At 71.5% G+C, this 17,739-nt stretch carries 13 protein-coding genes; 9 read left to right on the top strand and 4 right to left on the bottom strand.

Going from position 1 to position 17,739, the window contains the following annotated elements; translation table 11 throughout:
* The first annotated feature begins 154 nt into the window (after positions 1-154).
* Together OG607_RS35410 and hrpB are read left to right on the top strand one after the other, a co-directional pair.
* Entirely contained in the window at positions 155-991 is an 837-nt protein-coding gene (locus OG607_RS35410; protein ID WP_405737254.1) for a class I SAM-dependent methyltransferase, read from the top strand.
* Positions 988-3,489: an ATP-dependent helicase HrpB gene (hrpB, locus tag OG607_RS35405; protein WP_405732319.1), complete on the top strand. Its 2,502-nt coding sequence runs from the start codon at positions 988-990 to the stop codon at positions 3,487-3,489. The genes OG607_RS35410 and hrpB overlap by 4 nt, the downstream gene beginning before the upstream one ends.
* Here hrpB and OG607_RS35400 read toward each other — a convergent pair.
* From OG607_RS35400 to OG607_RS35390, 3 genes are all read right to left on the bottom strand, one after another.
* Entirely contained in the window at positions 3,486-4,475 is a 990-nt protein-coding gene (locus OG607_RS35400) for a DUF3068 domain-containing protein (protein WP_405732316.1), read from the bottom strand. The two genes, hrpB and OG607_RS35400, sit on opposite strands and share 4 nt — an antisense overlap.
* Positions 4,476-4,487: 12 nt before the next feature.
* Positions 4,488-4,622, bottom strand: coding sequence for an SPW_0924 family protein (locus tag OG607_RS35395; protein ID WP_405732313.1), 135 nt, complete (start codon positions 4,620-4,622; stop codon positions 4,488-4,490).
* A gap of 140 nt (positions 4,623-4,762) precedes the next feature.
* Entirely contained in the window at positions 4,763-6,013 is a 1,251-nt protein-coding gene (locus OG607_RS35390) for a lytic transglycosylase domain-containing protein (protein WP_405732310.1), read from the bottom strand.
* Positions 6,014-6,149: 136 nt separating this feature from the next.
* Here OG607_RS35390 and OG607_RS35385 point away from each other — a divergent pair, with 136 nt between their 5' ends.
* A complete protein-coding gene (locus OG607_RS35385; RefSeq protein ID WP_405732307.1) occupies positions 6,150-7,040 on the top strand; it encodes a DUF4184 family protein in 891 nt (296 codons plus the stop codon).
* Here OG607_RS35385 and polA read toward each other — a convergent pair.
* Complete coding sequence (gene polA / locus OG607_RS35380) at positions 6,971-9,706, bottom strand: DNA polymerase I (RefSeq protein WP_405732304.1); 2,736 nt, start codon at positions 9,704-9,706, stop codon at positions 6,971-6,973. The two genes, OG607_RS35385 and polA, sit on opposite strands and share 70 nt — an antisense overlap.
* A 55-nt stretch (positions 9,707-9,761) precedes the next feature.
* Here polA and OG607_RS35375 point away from each other — a divergent pair, with 55 nt between their 5' ends.
* The 6 genes from OG607_RS35375 (at position 9,762) to OG607_RS35350 (ending at position 17,737) form a co-directional block, all read left to right on the top strand.
* Entirely contained in the window at positions 9,762-12,065 is a 2,304-nt protein-coding gene (locus OG607_RS35375) for an FdhF/YdeP family oxidoreductase (protein WP_405732301.1), read from the top strand.
* Between the two features lie 62 nt (positions 12,066-12,127).
* Positions 12,128-12,601, top strand: coding sequence for a hotdog fold thioesterase (locus OG607_RS35370; protein ID WP_405732298.1), 474 nt, complete (start codon positions 12,128-12,130; stop codon positions 12,599-12,601).
* Between the two features lie 75 nt (positions 12,602-12,676).
* Positions 12,677-13,345 carry a Tat pathway signal sequence domain protein gene (locus tag OG607_RS35365; protein ID WP_405732295.1) on the top strand — a complete coding sequence of 223 codons (669 nt, stop codon included), beginning with the start codon at positions 12,677-12,679 and terminating at the stop codon, positions 13,343-13,345.
* Positions 13,346-13,574: 229 nt separating this feature from the next.
* Positions 13,575-14,798: a branched-chain amino acid ABC transporter substrate-binding protein gene (locus tag OG607_RS35360; RefSeq protein WP_405732292.1), complete on the top strand. Its 1,224-nt coding sequence runs from the start codon at positions 13,575-13,577 to the stop codon at positions 14,796-14,798.
* Between the two features lie 202 nt (positions 14,799-15,000).
* Complete coding sequence (locus OG607_RS35355) at positions 15,001-15,930, top strand: branched-chain amino acid ABC transporter permease (RefSeq protein WP_405732289.1); 930 nt, start codon at positions 15,001-15,003, stop codon at positions 15,928-15,930.
* A 4-nt stretch (positions 15,931-15,934) separates the two neighbouring features.
* A complete protein-coding gene (locus OG607_RS35350; RefSeq protein ID WP_405732286.1) occupies positions 15,935-17,737 on the top strand; it encodes a branched-chain amino acid ABC transporter permease in 1,803 nt (600 codons plus the stop codon).
* Positions 17,738-17,739: the final 2 nt, after the last annotated feature.

The raw sequence follows: 17,739 nt of genomic DNA, 5'->3' as shown, positions 1-17,739 counted from the left end.
TCGGTCCGAGGCGCGCAGGCTCGCAGCGCAACTTGTAGCATACGGGGGCAGCCGGGCACGGTCAATGCGCGAAGAGCACACCGGGGGCATAACACCCCATACCGGGCACTTCCCGCAGCCACAGGTCAACACAGAGAGTACGACGACAAGCGTGATGATCCAAGCACCCAGCCCCATGGAAGAGCCCGAGGATACGGAAGAGGAGCCGGAGGCGACGCGGCGCAGCGCCGACAACACGGAGAGCATCCGGGCCAATCGCGGCTGGTGGGACGGCAACGCCGACGAATACCAGGTCGAACACGGGGACTTCCTCGGCGACGACCGCTTCGTCTGGGGGCCGGAGGGGCTGGACGAGGAGGACGCGCGGCTGCTCGGCCCGGCGGACGGGCTGAAGGGCCTGTCGGTGCTGGAGATCGGCGCCGGCGCCGCCCAGTGCTCGCGCTGGCTCGCCGCGCGCGGCGCCCGGCCGGTCGCGCTCGACCTCTCCTACCGGCAGCTGCAGCACGGCAGGCGCATCGGCGGTGACTTCCCCCTCGTCCAGGCCGACGCGAGCGCGTTGCCGTTCGCGGACGCCTCCTTCGACCTGGCGTGCTCGGCGTACGGCGCGCTGCCGTTCATCGCCGACACCGCGAAGGTCATGCGCGAGGTGCGGCGTGTCCTGCGGCCCGGCGGGCGGTGGGTCTTCTCCGTCACGCACCCCGTGCGCTGGGCGTTCCCGGACGAGCCGGGCCCGGAGGGGCTGACTGCGGCGTCCTCCTACTTCGACCGCACGCCGTACGTCGAGCAGGACGAGGCCGGGCGGGCGGTGTACGTCGAGCACCACCGCACCCTGGGCGACCGGGTCCGGGAGATCGCCGGCGCCGGCTTCCGGCTCACCGACCTCGTCGAGCCGGAGTGGCCCGACTGGAACCGGCAGGAGTGGGGCGGCTGGTCCCCGCTGCGCGGGGCGCTGCTGCCGGGGACGGCGATCTTCGTCTGCGTCGCCGGATGACCCCTGGCCGGACCACCCCCGAGCTGCCCGATCTGCCGGTGCGCGCGGCCGTCCCGGCCCTGCTGCGGGCGCTGGAGACGCACGGCTGCGCCGCGCTGACCGCGCCACCGGGAACGGGGAAGACGACGCTGGTGCCGCTGGCGCTCGCCGAGGCGGGGATGCGGGTGCTGGTCGCCGAGCCCCGGCGCATGGCCGCGCGGGCGGCGGCGCGGCGGATGGCGTGGCTGCTGGGCGAGGAGACCGGCGGGCGGGTCGGATTCACCGTGCGGGGTGAGCGCAGGGTCTCCGGGGACACGGTGGTCGAGGTGGTGACCACGGGCGTGCTGCTGCAGCGGTTGCAGCGGGACCAGGAGCTGGCGGAGGTGGATGTCGTCCTCCTCGACGAGTGCCATGAGCGGCATCTCGACGCGGACACAGCGATGGCCTTCCTGCTGGACGTACGGGCCATGCTGCGCCCCGATCTGCGGCTGGTGGCGGCCTCGGCGACGACGGACGTACAGGCGTGGTCGTGGCTGCTGGACAACGCCCCGGTGGTCGCCGCCGAGGGCCGGATGCATTCGGTGGCCGTCCGCTACGCCCCGCCCCCGCGCGGGATACGGCCGCCGCATGGGATGCGGGTCGATCCGGCGTTCCTCGGCCATGTGGCGGCGACGGTGCGGCGGGCGCTCACCGAGGTGCCCGGGGGTGATGTGCTGTGTTTCCTGCCCGGGGTCGGCGAGATCGCCCGGGTGGCCGGGCAGCTGGGCAACCTGGACGCCGACGTGCTGCAGCTGCACGGGCAGGCCCCTGCGGCGGTGCAGGACGCGGTGCTCGGGGGCGGTGGATCCCGGCGCAGGGTCATCCTGTCGACCTCGGTGGCCGAGTCGAGCCTGACGGTGCCCGGGGTGCGGATCGTGGTCGACTCCGGGCTGGCGCGCGAGCCGCGCATGGACCACGGCCGGGGCCTTGGCTCGCTGACGACCGTCCGGGTCTCCCTGGCGACCTCCACCCAGCGGCTCGGCCGGGCCGGGCGCGAAACCCCGGGCACCGTCTACCGCTGCTGGAGCGAGGCCGACGACGGTTCCCGGCCGCGCTTCCCCTCCCCCGAGATCGCGGTCGCCGACCTGACGCAGTTCGCCCTCCAGACCGCCGCCTGGGGCGACCCCGCCGCCTCGGGCCTGGCCCTGCTGGACACCCCTCCCGCCGGCGCCATGTCGGCGGCCCGCGAGGTGCTCGCCGCCATCGGCGCCGTCGACCCCGCCTCCGGCCGCCCCACCGGACGCGGCACGCGCATGACGCGTATCGGCGTCCATCCCCGCCTTGCGCGTGCGCTCCTGGACGGCGCCCCCCTCGTCGGCTCCCGCCGGGCCGCCGACATCGTCGCCCTGCTGAGTGAGGAGCCGCCGCGCTCCTACGGCGACGACCTGGCGGCCGCGCTGCGCACCGCCCGCCGCGGCGGCGACGGCTATGCGGCGCGCTGGCGCACCGAAGCCAGACGGCTGGCCTCGGCCGCCGCGTCCACCGCCGGCGCCGGGGATCTCGGCGACGATGCCGCCGCCGGGATCATCGCGGCCCTCGCCTTCCCCGAACGCGTCGCGCGCAGGCGGGGCGGGGCGTATCTGATGGCGTCCGGCACCGCCGCCCAGCTCGGCGACGGGTCCGCGCTGAGCGCCTCGGAGTGGCTGGCCGTCGCCGTGGCCGACCGGCCCGCGACCGCGGCGTCGGCCCGGGTGCGGCTGGCCGCGGTGATCGACGAGGAGACGGCACGCCGGGCCGCCGGGCCGCTGCTGCACTCGTACGAGGAGGTGGCCTGGAGCGGCGGCGATGTCGTCGCCCGCAGCGTCGAGCGCCTGGGCGCCGTCGAGCTGGCCTCTCGGCCCCTGCGCAACCCGGCGGCCGGGCTGCTGAGGGCGGCACTGCTGGACGGCCTGCGCAGCGAGGGCACCGGCCTGCTGCGCTGGACCCAGGACGCCCAGGCCCTGCGGCTACGGCTGGCCTTCCTCCACCGCGAGCTGGGGGCGCCCTGGCCCGACGTCTCCGAGGCCGCCCTGCTCGCCCCGGACCGCGTCGAGGACTGGCTCGGCCCCGAGCTCGGCAAAGCCCGCCGCCGCGCCGACCTGGAGCGCGTCGAGGCCGGGCAGGCCCTCTCGCGGCTGCTGCCCTGGGCCACCGGCGACGCCGCCCGGTTCGGCGAGCTCGCCCCGGAGCGGGTCGAGGTGCCGTCCGGGTCGCGCGTCCGGATCTCGTACGAGGGCGAGCAGCCGGTGCTCGCCGCCAAGCTCCAGGAGCTGTTCGGCTGGACCGAGACCCCGCGCATCGCGGGCGGCCGCGTCCCTCTCCTCATCCACCTCCTCTCCCCCGCCGGCCGCCCGGCCGCCGTCACCGCCGACCTGGCCTCCTTCTGGCGCGACGGCTACCGCTCGGTGCGCGCGGAACTGCGCGGGCGCTACCCCCGGCATCCGTGGCCCGAGGATCCCTCGACGGCGGAGCCGACCCGCCGGCTGAACGCCCGCCGCTAGCCGACCGGCACCGGTTCGGGGTCGTACGTCTGGGCGGAGGCCGGAGGCCTGCGGCGGCGGCCGCGCGCCTCCAGCAGGAGCGAGAGCGACAGCAGGGCCGCGCCGAGGAAGAGGAAGCCCCAGGGCAGGTAGGTGGTCATCAGCAGGACGAGCTGGCGCTGGGACTTCACGAGGGCGACGGTGTGCTGGATGTAGTCCTCGCGCATTTTCACGTCGCCCGCGAAGGCGGTGACCGGCGGGGTCTTCCCGTCGGTGTAGCGCATCTCCTCCTGGTGGATCTCCTCGCCGTTGACGGGGGCGCCGGTGGTCGGGTCGACCCAGAACATGCGCTTGGTGGTGTACCAGCGCTGCATGCCCATGGCCTCGACAGTGGCGGGGGTGACGCCCGCGACAGGCAGCTTCTTGGGGAGCGCGACCCGGGTCCAGGGGATGGTCTGCTCGAAGTAGTAGACCTCCAGGCCGCGGAAGTTCTGGGTGCCCTTGTAGTGGATGGGCGCGGAGGTGCGGGTCTGGGCGTCGAAGTAGAGGTAGTCGCGCTTCTCGGTGAGGAAGGGGAACTTGTACTCGATGCCCTGTCGGGTGACCGGGTCGCCGTCCACGCTCTCGCCCGCGTAGTGCACGGGGTCCTGGCTGTGGGCGTCGAAGATGTAGCGCTCGGGGAGCTCGGAGACCATCTTCCCGTCGGGGCCGACGATGTAGGCGAGGCCGTCCCAGACGACGACGCTGCGGCCGGTGGCCCTGTCGACCTTCTTCGCTTCCTCGACGTTGCCCTTGAGGGTCTGGACGATGCTGACCTTGGAGACCTTCTTGGCCGTCATGGAGCCGTAGTCCAGGAGCGTGGCGTTCTTCGCCTCCAGGACGACGGACTGGTACTGGCCTGCCGGGATCCTGGCCAGCCGGGGGAAGGCGTACCAGCGCAGCAGCGGCGACAGCGCGGCGAAGAAGACGGCGAGGGCGAGGAGCACCAGGCTGGACCTGCGGCGCATGTCGCTCGCCTCCTACGGGTGCGAGGGGATGGTGGTCAGCAGCGGCTCGGGCGAGGTGCTGCCGCTGGGCGTACCGATCGCGCTGAGGGTGAGTACGAGGGCCAGGGCGGCGGCCAGTCCGATGGCCGAGGCGATCAGGGCGCGCATGACCAGGCCTCCCGGTCGGTCGGGTGAGGACGGGGTGCGGACGGGCGAGCCGGGGCACCGTAGCAACCGGGGCGTGAGATGAGAACACGTACGGCCGCAACTCCTGAAGGGAGTGCGGCCGTAGGCGATGAGGCGTTACGTCAGTTGAGCTTGCCGGAGGCGGACTCGGCGACCGCCGGGGTGGTCGACTCCGAAGCGCTGGGGCTGGCGCTCGCGGAGGCCGTGGCGCACGGGTCGTCCGTGGCGGTGGCGGTGGGCGAGGCGGTCTCGGTGGCCGTCGCGGAGTCGGTCGCGCAGGTGGTGGCGGTGGGGCTGGCCGACTCGGAGGCGGATGCGGACGCGGAGGCCGAGGCCGAGGCGGACGCGCTGGCGGAGGTGGACGCGGAGGCCGACGCCGAGGCGCTGATGGAGCCGCTGGCGGTCGCGGTGGCGGTCGGCGACTTCGTCGCGGAGGCGGAGGCCGAGGCCGAGGCGCTGGCCGACTTGGACGACGAGGCGGAGGCCGACGGGGACTTGGTCGCGGTCGGACTGGCGCTCGCGCCGGTCGACGTACGGGGGTTGGTCGTGTAGCCGCTGCCGCTGTCGGGGATGGAGACGGCCCCGCCCTTGCGGAAGTGGTCGTACCAGGACAGGACGGTCGTCAGGTAGGCCTGGGAGTGGTTGTAGCCGAGGATCGCGCGGTCGAGTTCGGCCTCGACGGACAGGTCGCGGCCGTCGGCGCACAGGTAGTTGCCGGCGGCGAGCGCGGCGTCGTAGATGTTGTTCGGGTCCTTGTCGCCGTCGCCGTTGCCGTCGGCGCCCCAGGTGGCCCAGGTGGAGGGGATGAACTGCATGGGGCCCACGGCGCGGTCGTGGGTGCTGTCGCCGTCCCATTCGCCGTTGTCGGTGTCGCTGATGTTCGCGAAGCCGTCGCCGTTGAGGACCGGGCCGAGGATGGGGCTCAGGGTGGTGCCCTCGGAGTCGACGTTGCCGCCGCGCGCCTGGTTGGACTCGACCTGGCCGATCGCGGCGAGCAGTTCCCAGCGCAGGTTGCACTGCGGCCTGGTGAGGGCGATCGCCGTCTGGGCTTTCTGGTACGCGGCCAGGACGGTGGCCGGCAGGCCGGTGCCGCTGGTGTCGGTGGTGGAGCCGGTTCCGGTGCCCGCGCCGGGGCTGCTGGACACGCCGGGCGTCGGGGTGTTGAGCGGCGGCAGATCCATGTAGTTCGGCTGCGACCCGCCGTCGATGGCCGGGCCGGGGGGTGCGGTGACCGCGGCTCTCAGCGTGTCGCTGTTCTGGCTCGCGAAGGCGAATCCCGGTCCCTGCGAGGCGCTCAGCGCCGCCATCGCAGCCGTCGCGACCGCCGTGCCGGCGACACCCCTGCGTATCCGTCGGCCGTACCGCGCTGCCATACCCGAAACCCTCCCGATATACCCGATGTGCGTCTCCCGCGCGACAACCCTGGTGACACTACGGCAACTTCCCGCGCGCATCTACAGACGGGTGCCTCGCATACTGATCAGACGGATACCTTCAGAAAGAGGTTGTATGCCGTTCACTTTGAGCCACGCCATGGCCGTACTTCCGGGCCTGCGGCAGGACCGTGACGGCGTGGTGCGCGGCAGGGGCCCGCTGATCGCGTCGGCCCTGGTCGCGGGCTCTTTCGCGCCGGACGCGCCGTTCTTCGCGGACTCGCTGGTGCACGGTGTCTTCCGCCACGGCGAGGCCACCCACGGCCCGCTCGGGGTCGTGCTGGCCGATCCGCTGATCGCGGCCGGTCTGGTGGGTGGCTGGTACGTGGTGCGCGGCCCGCTGACGGCGCTGCTGCCGCACCGGTGGCAGGGGCCGGTGGGCACGGTGCTGGGCTGCGACGGCTCCGTGCTTCCCACTGCCCGTACCGCCGCCTGGTTCTGGGCTTCGGCGACGGCGGGCGCGGCCACGCACGTGGTGTGGGACGCCTTCACGCACCACGGGCGCTGGGGTGTGCGGATGCTGCCGTTCCTGGACGAGGACGTGCAGGGCTGGCCGCTGCACAAGTGGGCGCAGTACGGCAGTTCGGCGGTCGGCCTGGCGGTGCTGGGTGTCTGCGCCGTACGGGCCGTGCGCGCCGTGCCGCGCGACCCGGCACCGCCGCGCCGTGTCCCCCGGCTGTCGCGGCGGGCTCGGCGGGTGGCCCTGGCGGGGCTGGCCGCCGGGGCTGTGGCGGGTGCGGCGCTGCGCTGCCGGTCGTGGTGGGACGCGCACCCGGGGGCGCCGCTGGCCGACGTGGTGCCCACCTCGCTGTTCGGGGCGGGCGCGAGTCTGCCGGTGGCCGCCCTCGCGTACGCGCTGCTCGTACATGCGACGGCCGGCCGGCGGACCCCGGGTGATCAGTGGGCGGCGGACTCCCAGTCCGGGCCGACGCCGACCGAGACATCGAGCGGGGCCCGCAGCGGGTAGGCGCCTGCCATCTCGCGGCGGACCAGTTCCTCGACCGCCGCGCGCTCGCCGGGGGCGACCTCGATGACGATTTCGTCGTGGACCTGGAGCAGCAGGCGGGAGGCCAGCCCCTCCTTGGTGACCGCCTCGTCGACCCGCAGCATGGCGATCTTGACGATGTCGGCGGCCGAGCCCTGGATGGGTGCGTTGAGCGCCATCCGCTCGGCCATCTCGCGGCGCTGCCGGTTGTCGCTGTTGAGGTCCGGCAGATAGCGGCGGCGGCCCAGCAGCGTCTCGGTGTATCCGGTGACCCTGGCTTCCTCGACGACGCGCTGCAGGTAGTCCCGTACGCCGCCGAAGCGCTCGAAGTACGTCTCCATCAGGCCGCGGGCCTCGCCGGCCTCGATGCCGAGCTGCTGGGAGAGGCCGAAGGCGGAGAGGCCGTAGGCCAGTCCGTACGACATCGCCTTGATCTTGCGGCGCATGTCGGCGTCCACGTTCTCCGGCGGGACGGAGAAGACGTAGGAGCCGACAGTGGTGTGCAGGTCCTCGCCGGAGGCGAAGGCGGCCATCAGCTCCTCGTCCTCGGACAGGTGGGCCATGACGCGCAGTTCGATCTGGCTGTAGTCGGCGGTGAGCAGCGACTCGTACCCCTCGCCGACGACGAAGCCGCGGCGGATGTCGCGGCCCTCGGCGGTGCGGACCGGCACGTTCTGCAGGTTGGGGTCGGTGGAGGACAGCCGGCCGGTGGCGGCGACGGTCTGGCTGAAGGAGGTGTGGATGCGGCCCTGGGGGGCGATGCACTTGACCAGGCCCTCGACGGTGACGCGGAGCTTGGCCTGCTCCCGGTGGCGCAGCATGATCACCGGCAGCTCGTGCTCGGTCTGGGCGGCGAGCCAGGCCAGGGCGTCGGCGTCGGTGGTGTAACCGGTCTTGGTCTTCTTGGTCTTGGGCAGGCCCAGCTCGCCGAAGAGCACCTCCTGCAGCTGCTTGGGCGAGCCGAGGTTGAACTCGTGGCCCACGGCGGCGTGCGCCTCCTTCACCGCGAGCTGGACCTGGCCGGCGAACTGCTGCTCCAGCCGCTCCAGGTGCTCGCGGTCGGCGGCGATCCCGGCCCGCTCCATGCGGGCCAGCAGCACCGAGGTCGGCAGCTCGACATCGCGCAGCAGGCCGGCCGCGCCGACCTCGTCGAGCCGCTCGGTGAAGGCCTCGCCGAGGTCCAGGACCGTACGGGCCTGGGCCATGAGGGCGTCCGCCTCCTTGCCGTCCTCCTCCTCGCCGAAGGCCAGCTGGCCGCTCTCGGCGCCGGCCGGGGCCAGCTCGCGGCCCAGGTACTCCACGGACAGGGCGTCCAGGGCGAAGGAGCGGCGGCCCGGCTTGATCAGGTAGGCGGCCAGTGCGGTGTCCATCGCGACGCCGGCCACGCTCCAGCCGTGCTCGGCGAAGACCCGCATCACGTTCTTGGAGTTGTGCAGCACCTTGGGGCGGGCCGGGTCGGCGATCCAGGCCGCGAAGGCCTGTTCGTCGGTCTCGGCCAGCTGTGCCGGGTCGATCCAGGCGGCCGGTCCCCCGGCGGCGGCCAGCGCGATCTCCGAGACGCTGCCGCTGCCCAGGGCCCACGCGTCGACCGTGGCCACGCCCAGCGGCCCGGCGGCGGCGTGCTCGGCCAGCCAGCCCTCCAGCTCGCCGGAGCCGATCACGGTGCCGTCGATCTCGACACCGCCGGCGATCTCGATCTCCTCCTCGACCGCGCCCGGGTCGGCGGCGAACACCCGCTCCCGGAAGTTGGCGTTGCGGAACTCCAGCGCCTCCAGCACCACCGTGAGGGCGGCGCGGTCGTACGGCTCCCGGATCAGCCCCTCGGGGCCGCAGGGCAGCGCGACATCGCGCACCATCTCGGTGAGCCGCCGGTTGAGCTTGACCGCGTCCAGGTGGGCGCGCAGATTCTCGCCCGCCTTGCCCTTGACCTCCTCGACCCGCTCCACGAGGTCGGCGAAGGACCCGAACTGGGTGATCCACTTGGCGGCGGTCTTCTCGCCGACGCCCGGGATGCCCGGCAGGTTGTCCGACGGGTCGCCGCGCAGAGCGGCGAAGTCCGGGTACTGGGCCGGGGTGAGGCCGTACTTCTCCACGACCTTCTCCGGCGTGAAGCGGGTCAGCTCGGAGACGCCCTTGGTCGGGTACAGCACCGTGACATGGTCGCTGACCAGCTGGAAAGCGTCGCGGTCGCCGGTGACGATCAGCACCTCGTACCCCAGCGCCTCGGCCTGCGTGGCCAGCGTCGCGATGACGTCGTCGGCCTCGAAGCCCTCGACGGCGAAGCGCTTGACCGACATGGAGTCCAGCAGCTCGCCGATCAGCTCGACCTGGCTGCGGAACTCGTCCGGGGTCTTGGAGCGGGTCGCCTTGTACTCGGGGAACTCGTCGAAGCGCCAGGTCTTGCGGGAGACGTCGAAGGCGACCGCGAGGTGTGTGGGCTTCTCGTCACGCAGCGTGTTCGCCAGCATGGACGTGAAACCATAGATCGCGTTCGTCGGCTGCCCGGTGGCGGTGCTGAAGTTCTCCACCGGCAGCGCGTAGAACGCCCGGTAGGCAAGGGAGTGCCCGTCCAGCAGGAGCAGCCGGGGGCGCTGGCCGCCGGTCGCCGGGGTGGTCTCTGCGTTCGTCTTCGATGCTGTCTCTGCCACGCGTCCGATCCTCCCACGCTCCACTGACAATCCCGGCCGTGGCAGGATCGGAGGCATGGCAGGCAAAGCACCCTCAGGGGACCCGGTCCAGGACGCGCCCGAAGTCAGCGCGCCGAAGCACGCCGCTGCCGGGCTGCCGGCCGTCGGGCACAGCCTGCGCATGGCGCATCAGCAGATGGGCGTGCGGCGCACCGCGCTGACCCTCCTCAAGGTCAACCAGAAGGACGGCTTCGACTGTCCGGGCTGCGCGTGGCCGGAGCCGGAGCACCGCCACAAGGCGGAGTTCTGCGAGAACGGCGCGAAGGCCGTCGCCGAGGAGGCGACGCTGCGCAGGGTGACGCCGGACTTCTTCGCCGAGCACCCGGTCTCCGACCTGTTCCGGCGCAGCGGCTACTGGCTGGGCCAGCAGGGCCGGCTCACCCAGCCCATGTACCTGCCCGCCGGAGCGGACCGGTACGAGCCGGTGCCCTGGGAGCGGGCCTTCGAGATCATCGCCGAGGAGCTGACCGCCCTGGCCAGCCCCGACGAGGCGCTGTTCTACACCTCGGGCCGCACCAGCAACGAGGCCGCCTTCCTGTACCAGCTGTTCGCCCGCGAGTTCGGCACGAACAACCTGCCGGACTGCTCCAACATGTGCCACGAGTCGTCCGGGTCGGCGCTCAGCGAGACGATCGGCATCGGCAAGGGCAGCGTCCTGCTGGAGGACCTCTACCGCTCGGACCTGATCATCGTGGCCGGGCAGAATCCCGGGACCAACCATCCCCGGATGCTGTCCGCCCTGGAGAAGGCCAAGGCCCAGGGCGCCACGATCGTCACGATCAACCCGCTGCCCGAGGCGGGCATGCAGCGCTTCAAGAACCCGCAGCACGCCAAGGGCCTGGTGGGCGGCGGCACCGCGCTGTCCGACCTGTTCCTGCAGATCCGGCTCGGCGGCGACCAGGCGCTCTTCCGCGCCCTGAACAGCCTGCTGCTCAAGGCCGAGGACGAGGCCCCGGACACGGTCCTGGACCACGCCTTCATCGACGAGCACACCCACGGATACGACTCCTTCGCGGCCGCCGCCCGCGCCACCGACTGGGACGAGGTGCTGCGCGCCACCGGTCTGGAGCGCGCCGAGATCGACCGGCTCCTCGCGCTCGTCCTGAAGTCGAAGAGCATCGTGGTCTGCTGGGCGATGGGCCTCACCCAGCACAAGCACTCCGTGCCCACCATCCGCGAGGTCGTCAACTTCCTCCTCCTGCGCGGCAACATCGGCCGCCCCGGCGCCGGCGTCTGCCCCGTGCGCGGCCACAGCAACGTGCAGGGCGACCGCACGATGGGCATCTTCGAGCGGCCCGCCCCGGCCTTCCTGGACGCCCTGGAGAAGGAGTTCGGCTTCGCGCCCCCGCGCGAGCACGGTTACGACGTCGTACGGTCCATCCGCGCGCTGCGCGACGGCGACGCCAAGGTGTTCTTCGCCATGGGCGGCAACTTCGTGGCCGCCTCCCCCGACACCGACGCCACCGAAGCCGCCATGCGCAAGGCGCGTCTGACCGTCCACGTGTCGACCAAGCTCAACCGCTCGCATGTCGTCACCGGCGCCCGGGCCCTGATCCTGCCCACGCTGGGCCGCACCGAGAAGGACGTCCAGGCGGGCGGGCCGCAGTTCGTGACCGTCGAGGACTCCATGGGCATGGTGCACGCCTCGCACGGCGGCCTGGAACCGGCCGGCCCGCACCTGCTGTCCGAGACCGCCATCATCACCCGTCTTGCGCGTGCCGTGCTAGGGCCGGACAGCCGCGTGCCCTGGGCGGACTTCGAGGCCGACTACAGCCTCATACGCGACCGAATATCGCGCGTCGTCCCCGGCTTCGAGGACTTCAACGCACGTGTGGCCAACCCGGGCGGCTTCACCCTGCCGCACGCCCCGCGCGACTCCCGCAGCTTCCCCACCGCCACCGGCAAGGCCAACTTCACCGCGGCCCCGGTGGAGTACCCGGCGGTCCCCAAGGGCCGACTGCTGCTGCAGACCTTGCGCTCGCACGACCAGTACAACACCACCATCTACGGCCTCGACGACCGCTACCGCGGCATCAAGGGCGGCCGCCGCGTCGTCCTGCTCAACCCCGAGGACGCCGCCGCCCACAGCCTCGCCGACGGCGCCTACGTGGATCTGGTCAGCGAGTGGTCGGACGGCAGCGAGCGGCGCGCCCCCGGCTTCCGGGTGGTGCACTACGCGACGCCCCGGGGCTGCGCGGCCGCGTACTACCCCGAGACCAATGTGCTGGTCCCGCTGGACCACACCGCCGACACCAGCGGCACCCCGGCGTCGAAGTCGGTGCTGATCCGCCTGGAGGGCGGCACTGACCGTCCGGTATAAAGCTGGTCAGTACAACTACAGCGAACCATCGAACGGCACAACACCTTGAGGAGCCGACCGGCATGGGCGAGCAGACCCGCACTCCCTTCCCCCCGGAAGTAGTGGAGGAGTACGCCGGCCTCGGCGTCGACATCGTCGCGCTCTTCTCCGCCGGCCACCTCGGCAACCACATGGGCATCGAGGTCGTCGAGGCCACCGCCGACCGCGTCGTCGGCACCATGCCCGTCAAGGGCAACACCCAGCCCTACGGCCTCCTGCACGGCGGCGCCTCCGCCGTCCTCGCCGAGACCCTCGGCTCCGTCGGCGCCATGCTCCACGCCGGCTCCGGCAAGATCGCCGTCGGCGTCGACCTCAACGCCACCCACCACCGCGGTGTCCGTGACGGCGTCGTCACCGGCACCGCCACCCCCCTGCACCGGGGCCGCTCCTCCGCCACGTACGAGATCACCATCACGGACGAGCAGGGCCGGCGGGTCTGCTCCGCCCGGCTCACGTGCGCGCTGCGGCCGGTGACGCCGAACGGCATCACCGGCTGACCGGCCCCGGTATGCGCAAGCCCGGCCGCACGAGGCTCCGTTGTGGCGCGCGGCAGCGCGGTCTAACGTTTCGTCATGAGCGGCATCGGACCGGTCGAGCCCGGCGAAGGCACGACGATGCGCGGCCCCGCGGACGTGGACGTGATCGGCCCGGAGACCGGCGCGCCCCGCCTGTCCGACCGCTGGGCCGCACTGCCCCGCAGCCGGCGCCGGGCGACCGTCTCGGTGGCCTGTGCCACCGTCCTGGCCGCGCTCGCGGGCTACGCCGCCGCCACCCGCCCGGCCCCGCCCGAGCCCCCTCCGCCGCCCTGGCCGGCCCAGGCCACCCGCTTCGAGTACGAGGGGCCGGGCAGGGACACACCGGATCGCGCCACCCGGACTTTCACCCTCCGGTTCACCGTCTCGGTCACGGAGGGGCCGCCGGTCACCGTACGGGAGATCCGGCTGTCATCCGAAAGCGTGACGACGGTCGCGGCGCCCGCCACACCGTTCACCGTCGAGGCGGGGAGCGAGGTGCGGATTGTCCTGCGATTCCATGTGCGCGACTGCCGCGGCGTGCCCAGGAAAGTCGTGCTCGCTTTCCTCGACGTAACGCTTCGTAACACCCGCGCAATACAGCAGGAGAGCTACATCATCGGCGGCGACTACCCCGATGACCTGTTCACAGCGCTGCGCACGTCATGTGAGAACTCCTCACAGGTGGCGCAAAAACACGCACCGGAACTGGGGATTCTCAGTATGTGAAATCTTCGGTTTTGAAAAGATGATGCCGTTTTGTCACCGAGCCGAACCTCAAGCTTTGCTCATGTCATAACAAGAGCGTCACATCATGTCCTACCCCACTCCCAGACACCCTCCGACGCGCCTATAGTCACGCCCAGTCACCGCGCCACCGGATTCCAGCTCAGTTCGGTACCAGCGCACGACTCGGCCCCTCAAGCAGAGCGGGCCGCGCCAGGGGAAAGGACCAATCGTGCGACACCGTTCCTTGCTGATTCTCACCTCCACGCTCAGCGTCGGGGCGCTCACGCTGACCGCCTGCGGCTCACGCGGCGATGACTCCAGCAGCAGCGACAGCAAGTCCACCACCGTCGTGATCGGGGTCGACGCCCCGCTCTCCGGTGCGAACTCGGCCACCGGCCTGGGCATCCTCGGTGGCGCCAAGCTCGCCGTCGAAGACGCCAACAAGAACAAGACGGTCTCCGGCGTCACGTTCAAGATCAAGGAACTCGACGACAAGGCGCAGCCGGCCACCGGCCAGCAGAACGCCACCACGCTCGTCGCCGACGAGGACGTCCTCGGCGTCGTCGGCCCCCTGAACTCCGGCGTGGCCCAGTCGATGCAGCAGGTCTTCAACAGCGCGAACCTGGTCGAGATCTCCCCCTCGAACACCAACCCGGCGCTGACCCAGGGCGCCAACTGGGCGACCGGCAAGAAGGTCCGCCCGTACAAGACGTACTTCCGCACCGCCACCACCGACGCCCTCCAGGGCGCGTTCGCCGCGGACTACGCCTACAACACGATCAAGAAGACGAAGGTCTTCGTCGTCGACGACAAGCAGACCTACGGTGCCGGCCTGGCCGCCATCTTCAAGGACAAGTTCGTCGCGCTCGGCGGCAAGGCGGTCGGCACCGACCACGTCAACGCCGGCGACACCGACTTCTCCACCCTCGTCACCAAGATCAAGAACTCCGGCGCCGACCTGCTCTACTACGGCGGCCAGTACGACGAGTCCTCGCTGATCACCAAGCAGCTCAAGGCCGCCGGCTCCAAGATCCCGCTGTTCGGCGGTGACGGCATGTACTCCGACACCTACATCACCAACGGCGGCGCGGCCACCGCGGGCGACTACGTCACCTCCGTCGGCGTCCCCGTCACCACCCTGCCTGCCGCCCAGGACTTCATCACGGCCTACAAGGCCTCCGGCCTCAAGGGCGACTACCAGACCTACGGCGGCTACTCCTACGACGCCACCACGGCCATCATCAAGGCCGTCGGCGAGGTCGTGAAGGACGGCAAGATCCCCTCCGACGCCCGCGCCCAGATCACCGCGGCCGTCCAGAAGACCGACTTCGACGGCATCGCCGGCCACGTCTCCTTCGACGAGTTCGGTGACACCACCAACAAGCAGCTCACCGTCTACGAGGTCAAGGACGGCAAGTGGGCGGCCGTCAAGAGCGGCACCTACACCGGCTGACCACCGGAGTAGCGGCAGGACCCCTGGAAACCCAGGACCTGGAACCGCCGTAACGACACACAGCGCCACCACAGCACCACAAAAGGGCCGCGCGGAGGTCCACCCACCACCGCGCGGCCCGTGCCATGACCCGGGAACCCGGCACAGCCGGGAACCCGCCCCGAAAAACTCCCCTGCTCCCCAGCGACATGGAGGCCATGCGGTGAACACCCTGCCGCAACAGCTGGCCAACGGGCTGTTCCTCGGCTCGATGTACGGGCTGATCGCCATCGGCTACACGATGGTGTACGGCATCGTCCAGCTCATCAACTTCGCCCACGGCGAGATCTTCATGACCGGCGGCTTCGGCGCCCTCACGGTCTGGTTCGCCCTTCCATCCGGCACCTCCATGTGGGTAGCCCTACCCCTGATGCTCATCGGCGGCGCCGTCGTCGCCGTGCTCATCGCCACCGGGGCAGAACGATTCGCCTACCGGCCGCTGAGAAACGCGCCACGCCTCGCGCCACTCATCACCGCCATCGGACTCTCCCTGGCCCTCCAGGAAGCCGTCCGCAACTGGTACCCCAAGGCCACGGACGCCCGCGTCTTCCCCCAGATCGACGCCGGACCCTGGCACATCGGCTCCATCAGCTTCAGCAGCGGCGACCTCTTCGTCATCATCGCCGCCCCCCTGTGCATGGGCGCCCTCGCCGGCTTCGTCCGCTCCACCCGCACCGGCCGCGCCATGCAGGCCACCGCCCAGGACCCGGACACCGCCCAGCTCATGGGCATCGACACCAACCGGGTCATCGTCATCGCCTTCGCCATCGGCGGCCTCTTCGCCGCCGTCGCCTCGGTCGCCTACGGACTGCGCTACGGCCAGATCAAGTACGACATGGGCTTCCAGGCCGGCCTCAAGGCCTTCACCGCCGCCGTCCTCGGCGGCATCGGCAACATCTACGGCGCCATGCTCGGCGGCCTCGTCCTCGGCGTCGCCGAAGCCCTCGCCAGCGCCTACATCGCCAACATCCCCGGCATGGAACAGTTCGGCGGCGGCGGCTGGACCTCCGTGTGGGCGTTCGTCCTCCTCATCCTCGTACTCCTGCTGAGGCCACAAGGCCTACTCGGCGAACGCGTCGCGGACAGGGCGTGACACCATGACTGACACCATCAAGGACAACACCCCGGCCACGACCGTCAGCGCCGCAGGCCTGATCCCCCTCCCGGAGAACATCGCCCGCGCCCTCACCGTCGCCGGCGGCCTCCTCACCTGCGTGGGCGCCTTCCTCGCCTGGACCTGGACCAGCGAATTCCCGGGCGACCTCACCTACTACGGCTCACCCGCCGGCCTGCAGTGGCTCGCCTTCACCGCCGGCCTGCTCACGGTGCTCTTCGCCCTCGCCGGCTACGGCATCAAAGGCCTGGGCTGGCTCACCCCGGCCGGCGGCACCACCGCGCCGATCGTCCTGAGCGCCTTCGCCGGTCTCGGCGTCACCTGGTTCTCGCTCATCTCGATCGCCACCGAACTCGGCGGCGTGGCCAACTGGGTAGTCGGCGGCGTACTCGCGGGACTCTTCTCCATCGTCCCCGTCATCGGCGCACTGGCACTGCCCAAGCCCGGCCCCGCCACGGTCAGCGGCAAGGACAGCCTCAAGGCCACCCTCGCCGCATACGTCGCCAAGCCCGAGCGCACCAAGCCGCTCGCGGTCCTCCCCGGCTGGCAGCAGCGCGGCATCATCGCCGTCGTCATCGGCCTCGGGCTCCTGGTCTTCACCTACGGCATCGACACCGAGGGCGGCGAGCTCTTCAGCGGCTTCCTCATCGTCACCCTCCTCGGCTCCTGGGCCCTGCACAGCGCAGGCCTGCTCGACCGCTTCTCCGCGATCAGCGCCGGCAACCGCAGCTACGCCATGACGCTCGCCTTCGTGGCCGCCGCGATCTTCCCCTTCACCCAGAACAACGACCACGACGCCAACGTCGGCGTCAACATCCTCATCTTCGGCACGGTCGCCCTGGGCCTGAACATCGTCGTCGGCCTCACCGGCCTCCTCGACCTCGGCTACGTCGCCTTCCTCGGCGTCGGCGCCTACGCCGCGGCCCTGGTCTCCGGCTCCGAGTACTCCACCATCTCCGGGACGACGTTCCCCTTCTGGGCCGCCGCCCTCACCGGAGCCGCAGCCTCACTCATCTTCGGCGTCCTCATCGGCGCTCCCACCCTGCGGCTGCGCGGCGACTACCTCGCCATCGTCACCCTCGGCTTCGGTGAGATCTTCCGCATCGTCGTCCGCAACCTCGACGGCAGCTCCGGCCCGGACGTCACCAACGGGCCCAACGGCATCGCAGCCATCCCCGACCTGAGCATCGGCAGCTTCAACTTCGGCGCGAACCACACCTTCGCCGGGTTCACCCTCGGCCGCTTCGCCAACTACTACCTGCTCATGCTCATCGTCACCGTGGTCGTGGTGCTCGTCTTCAACCGGGCCTCCGACTCCCGCATCGGCCGCGCCTGGGTCGCCATCCGCGAAGACGAGACCGCCGCCACCGCCATGGGCATCAACGGCTTCCGCGTCAAGCTCATCGCCTTCGCCCTCGGCGCCTCCCTCGCCGGCCTCGCCGGCACCGTCAGCGCCCACGTCACCAACAACGTCGTGCCCGACCCCTACGTCTTCGCCGGGCCCGTCGCCCCCAACTCCGCGTTCCTCCTGGCCGCGGTCGTCCTCGGCGGCATGGGCACCGTCAGCGGCCCCCTCCTCGGCGCGGCGCTGCTGTACCTCATCCCCGAAAAGCTCGAATTCCTCCAGGAATACCAGCTCTTCGCCTTCGGCATCACCCTCATCATCCTCATGCGCTTCCGCCCCGAAGGCGTCATCGCCAACCGGCGGCGCCAGCTCGAATTCCACGAAGCCGAGGAACCAACCGAACCCGCCGCTCCCGCAGCGCCCGCCACGGCCGGGGTGTGAAC

It is taken from the genome of Streptomyces sp. NBC_01537 (assembly GCF_045040445.1).
GTDB lineage: Bacteria > Actinomycetota > Actinomycetes > Streptomycetales > Streptomycetaceae > Actinacidiphila.
This window is presented reverse-complemented; position numbering and strand designations above follow the sequence as displayed.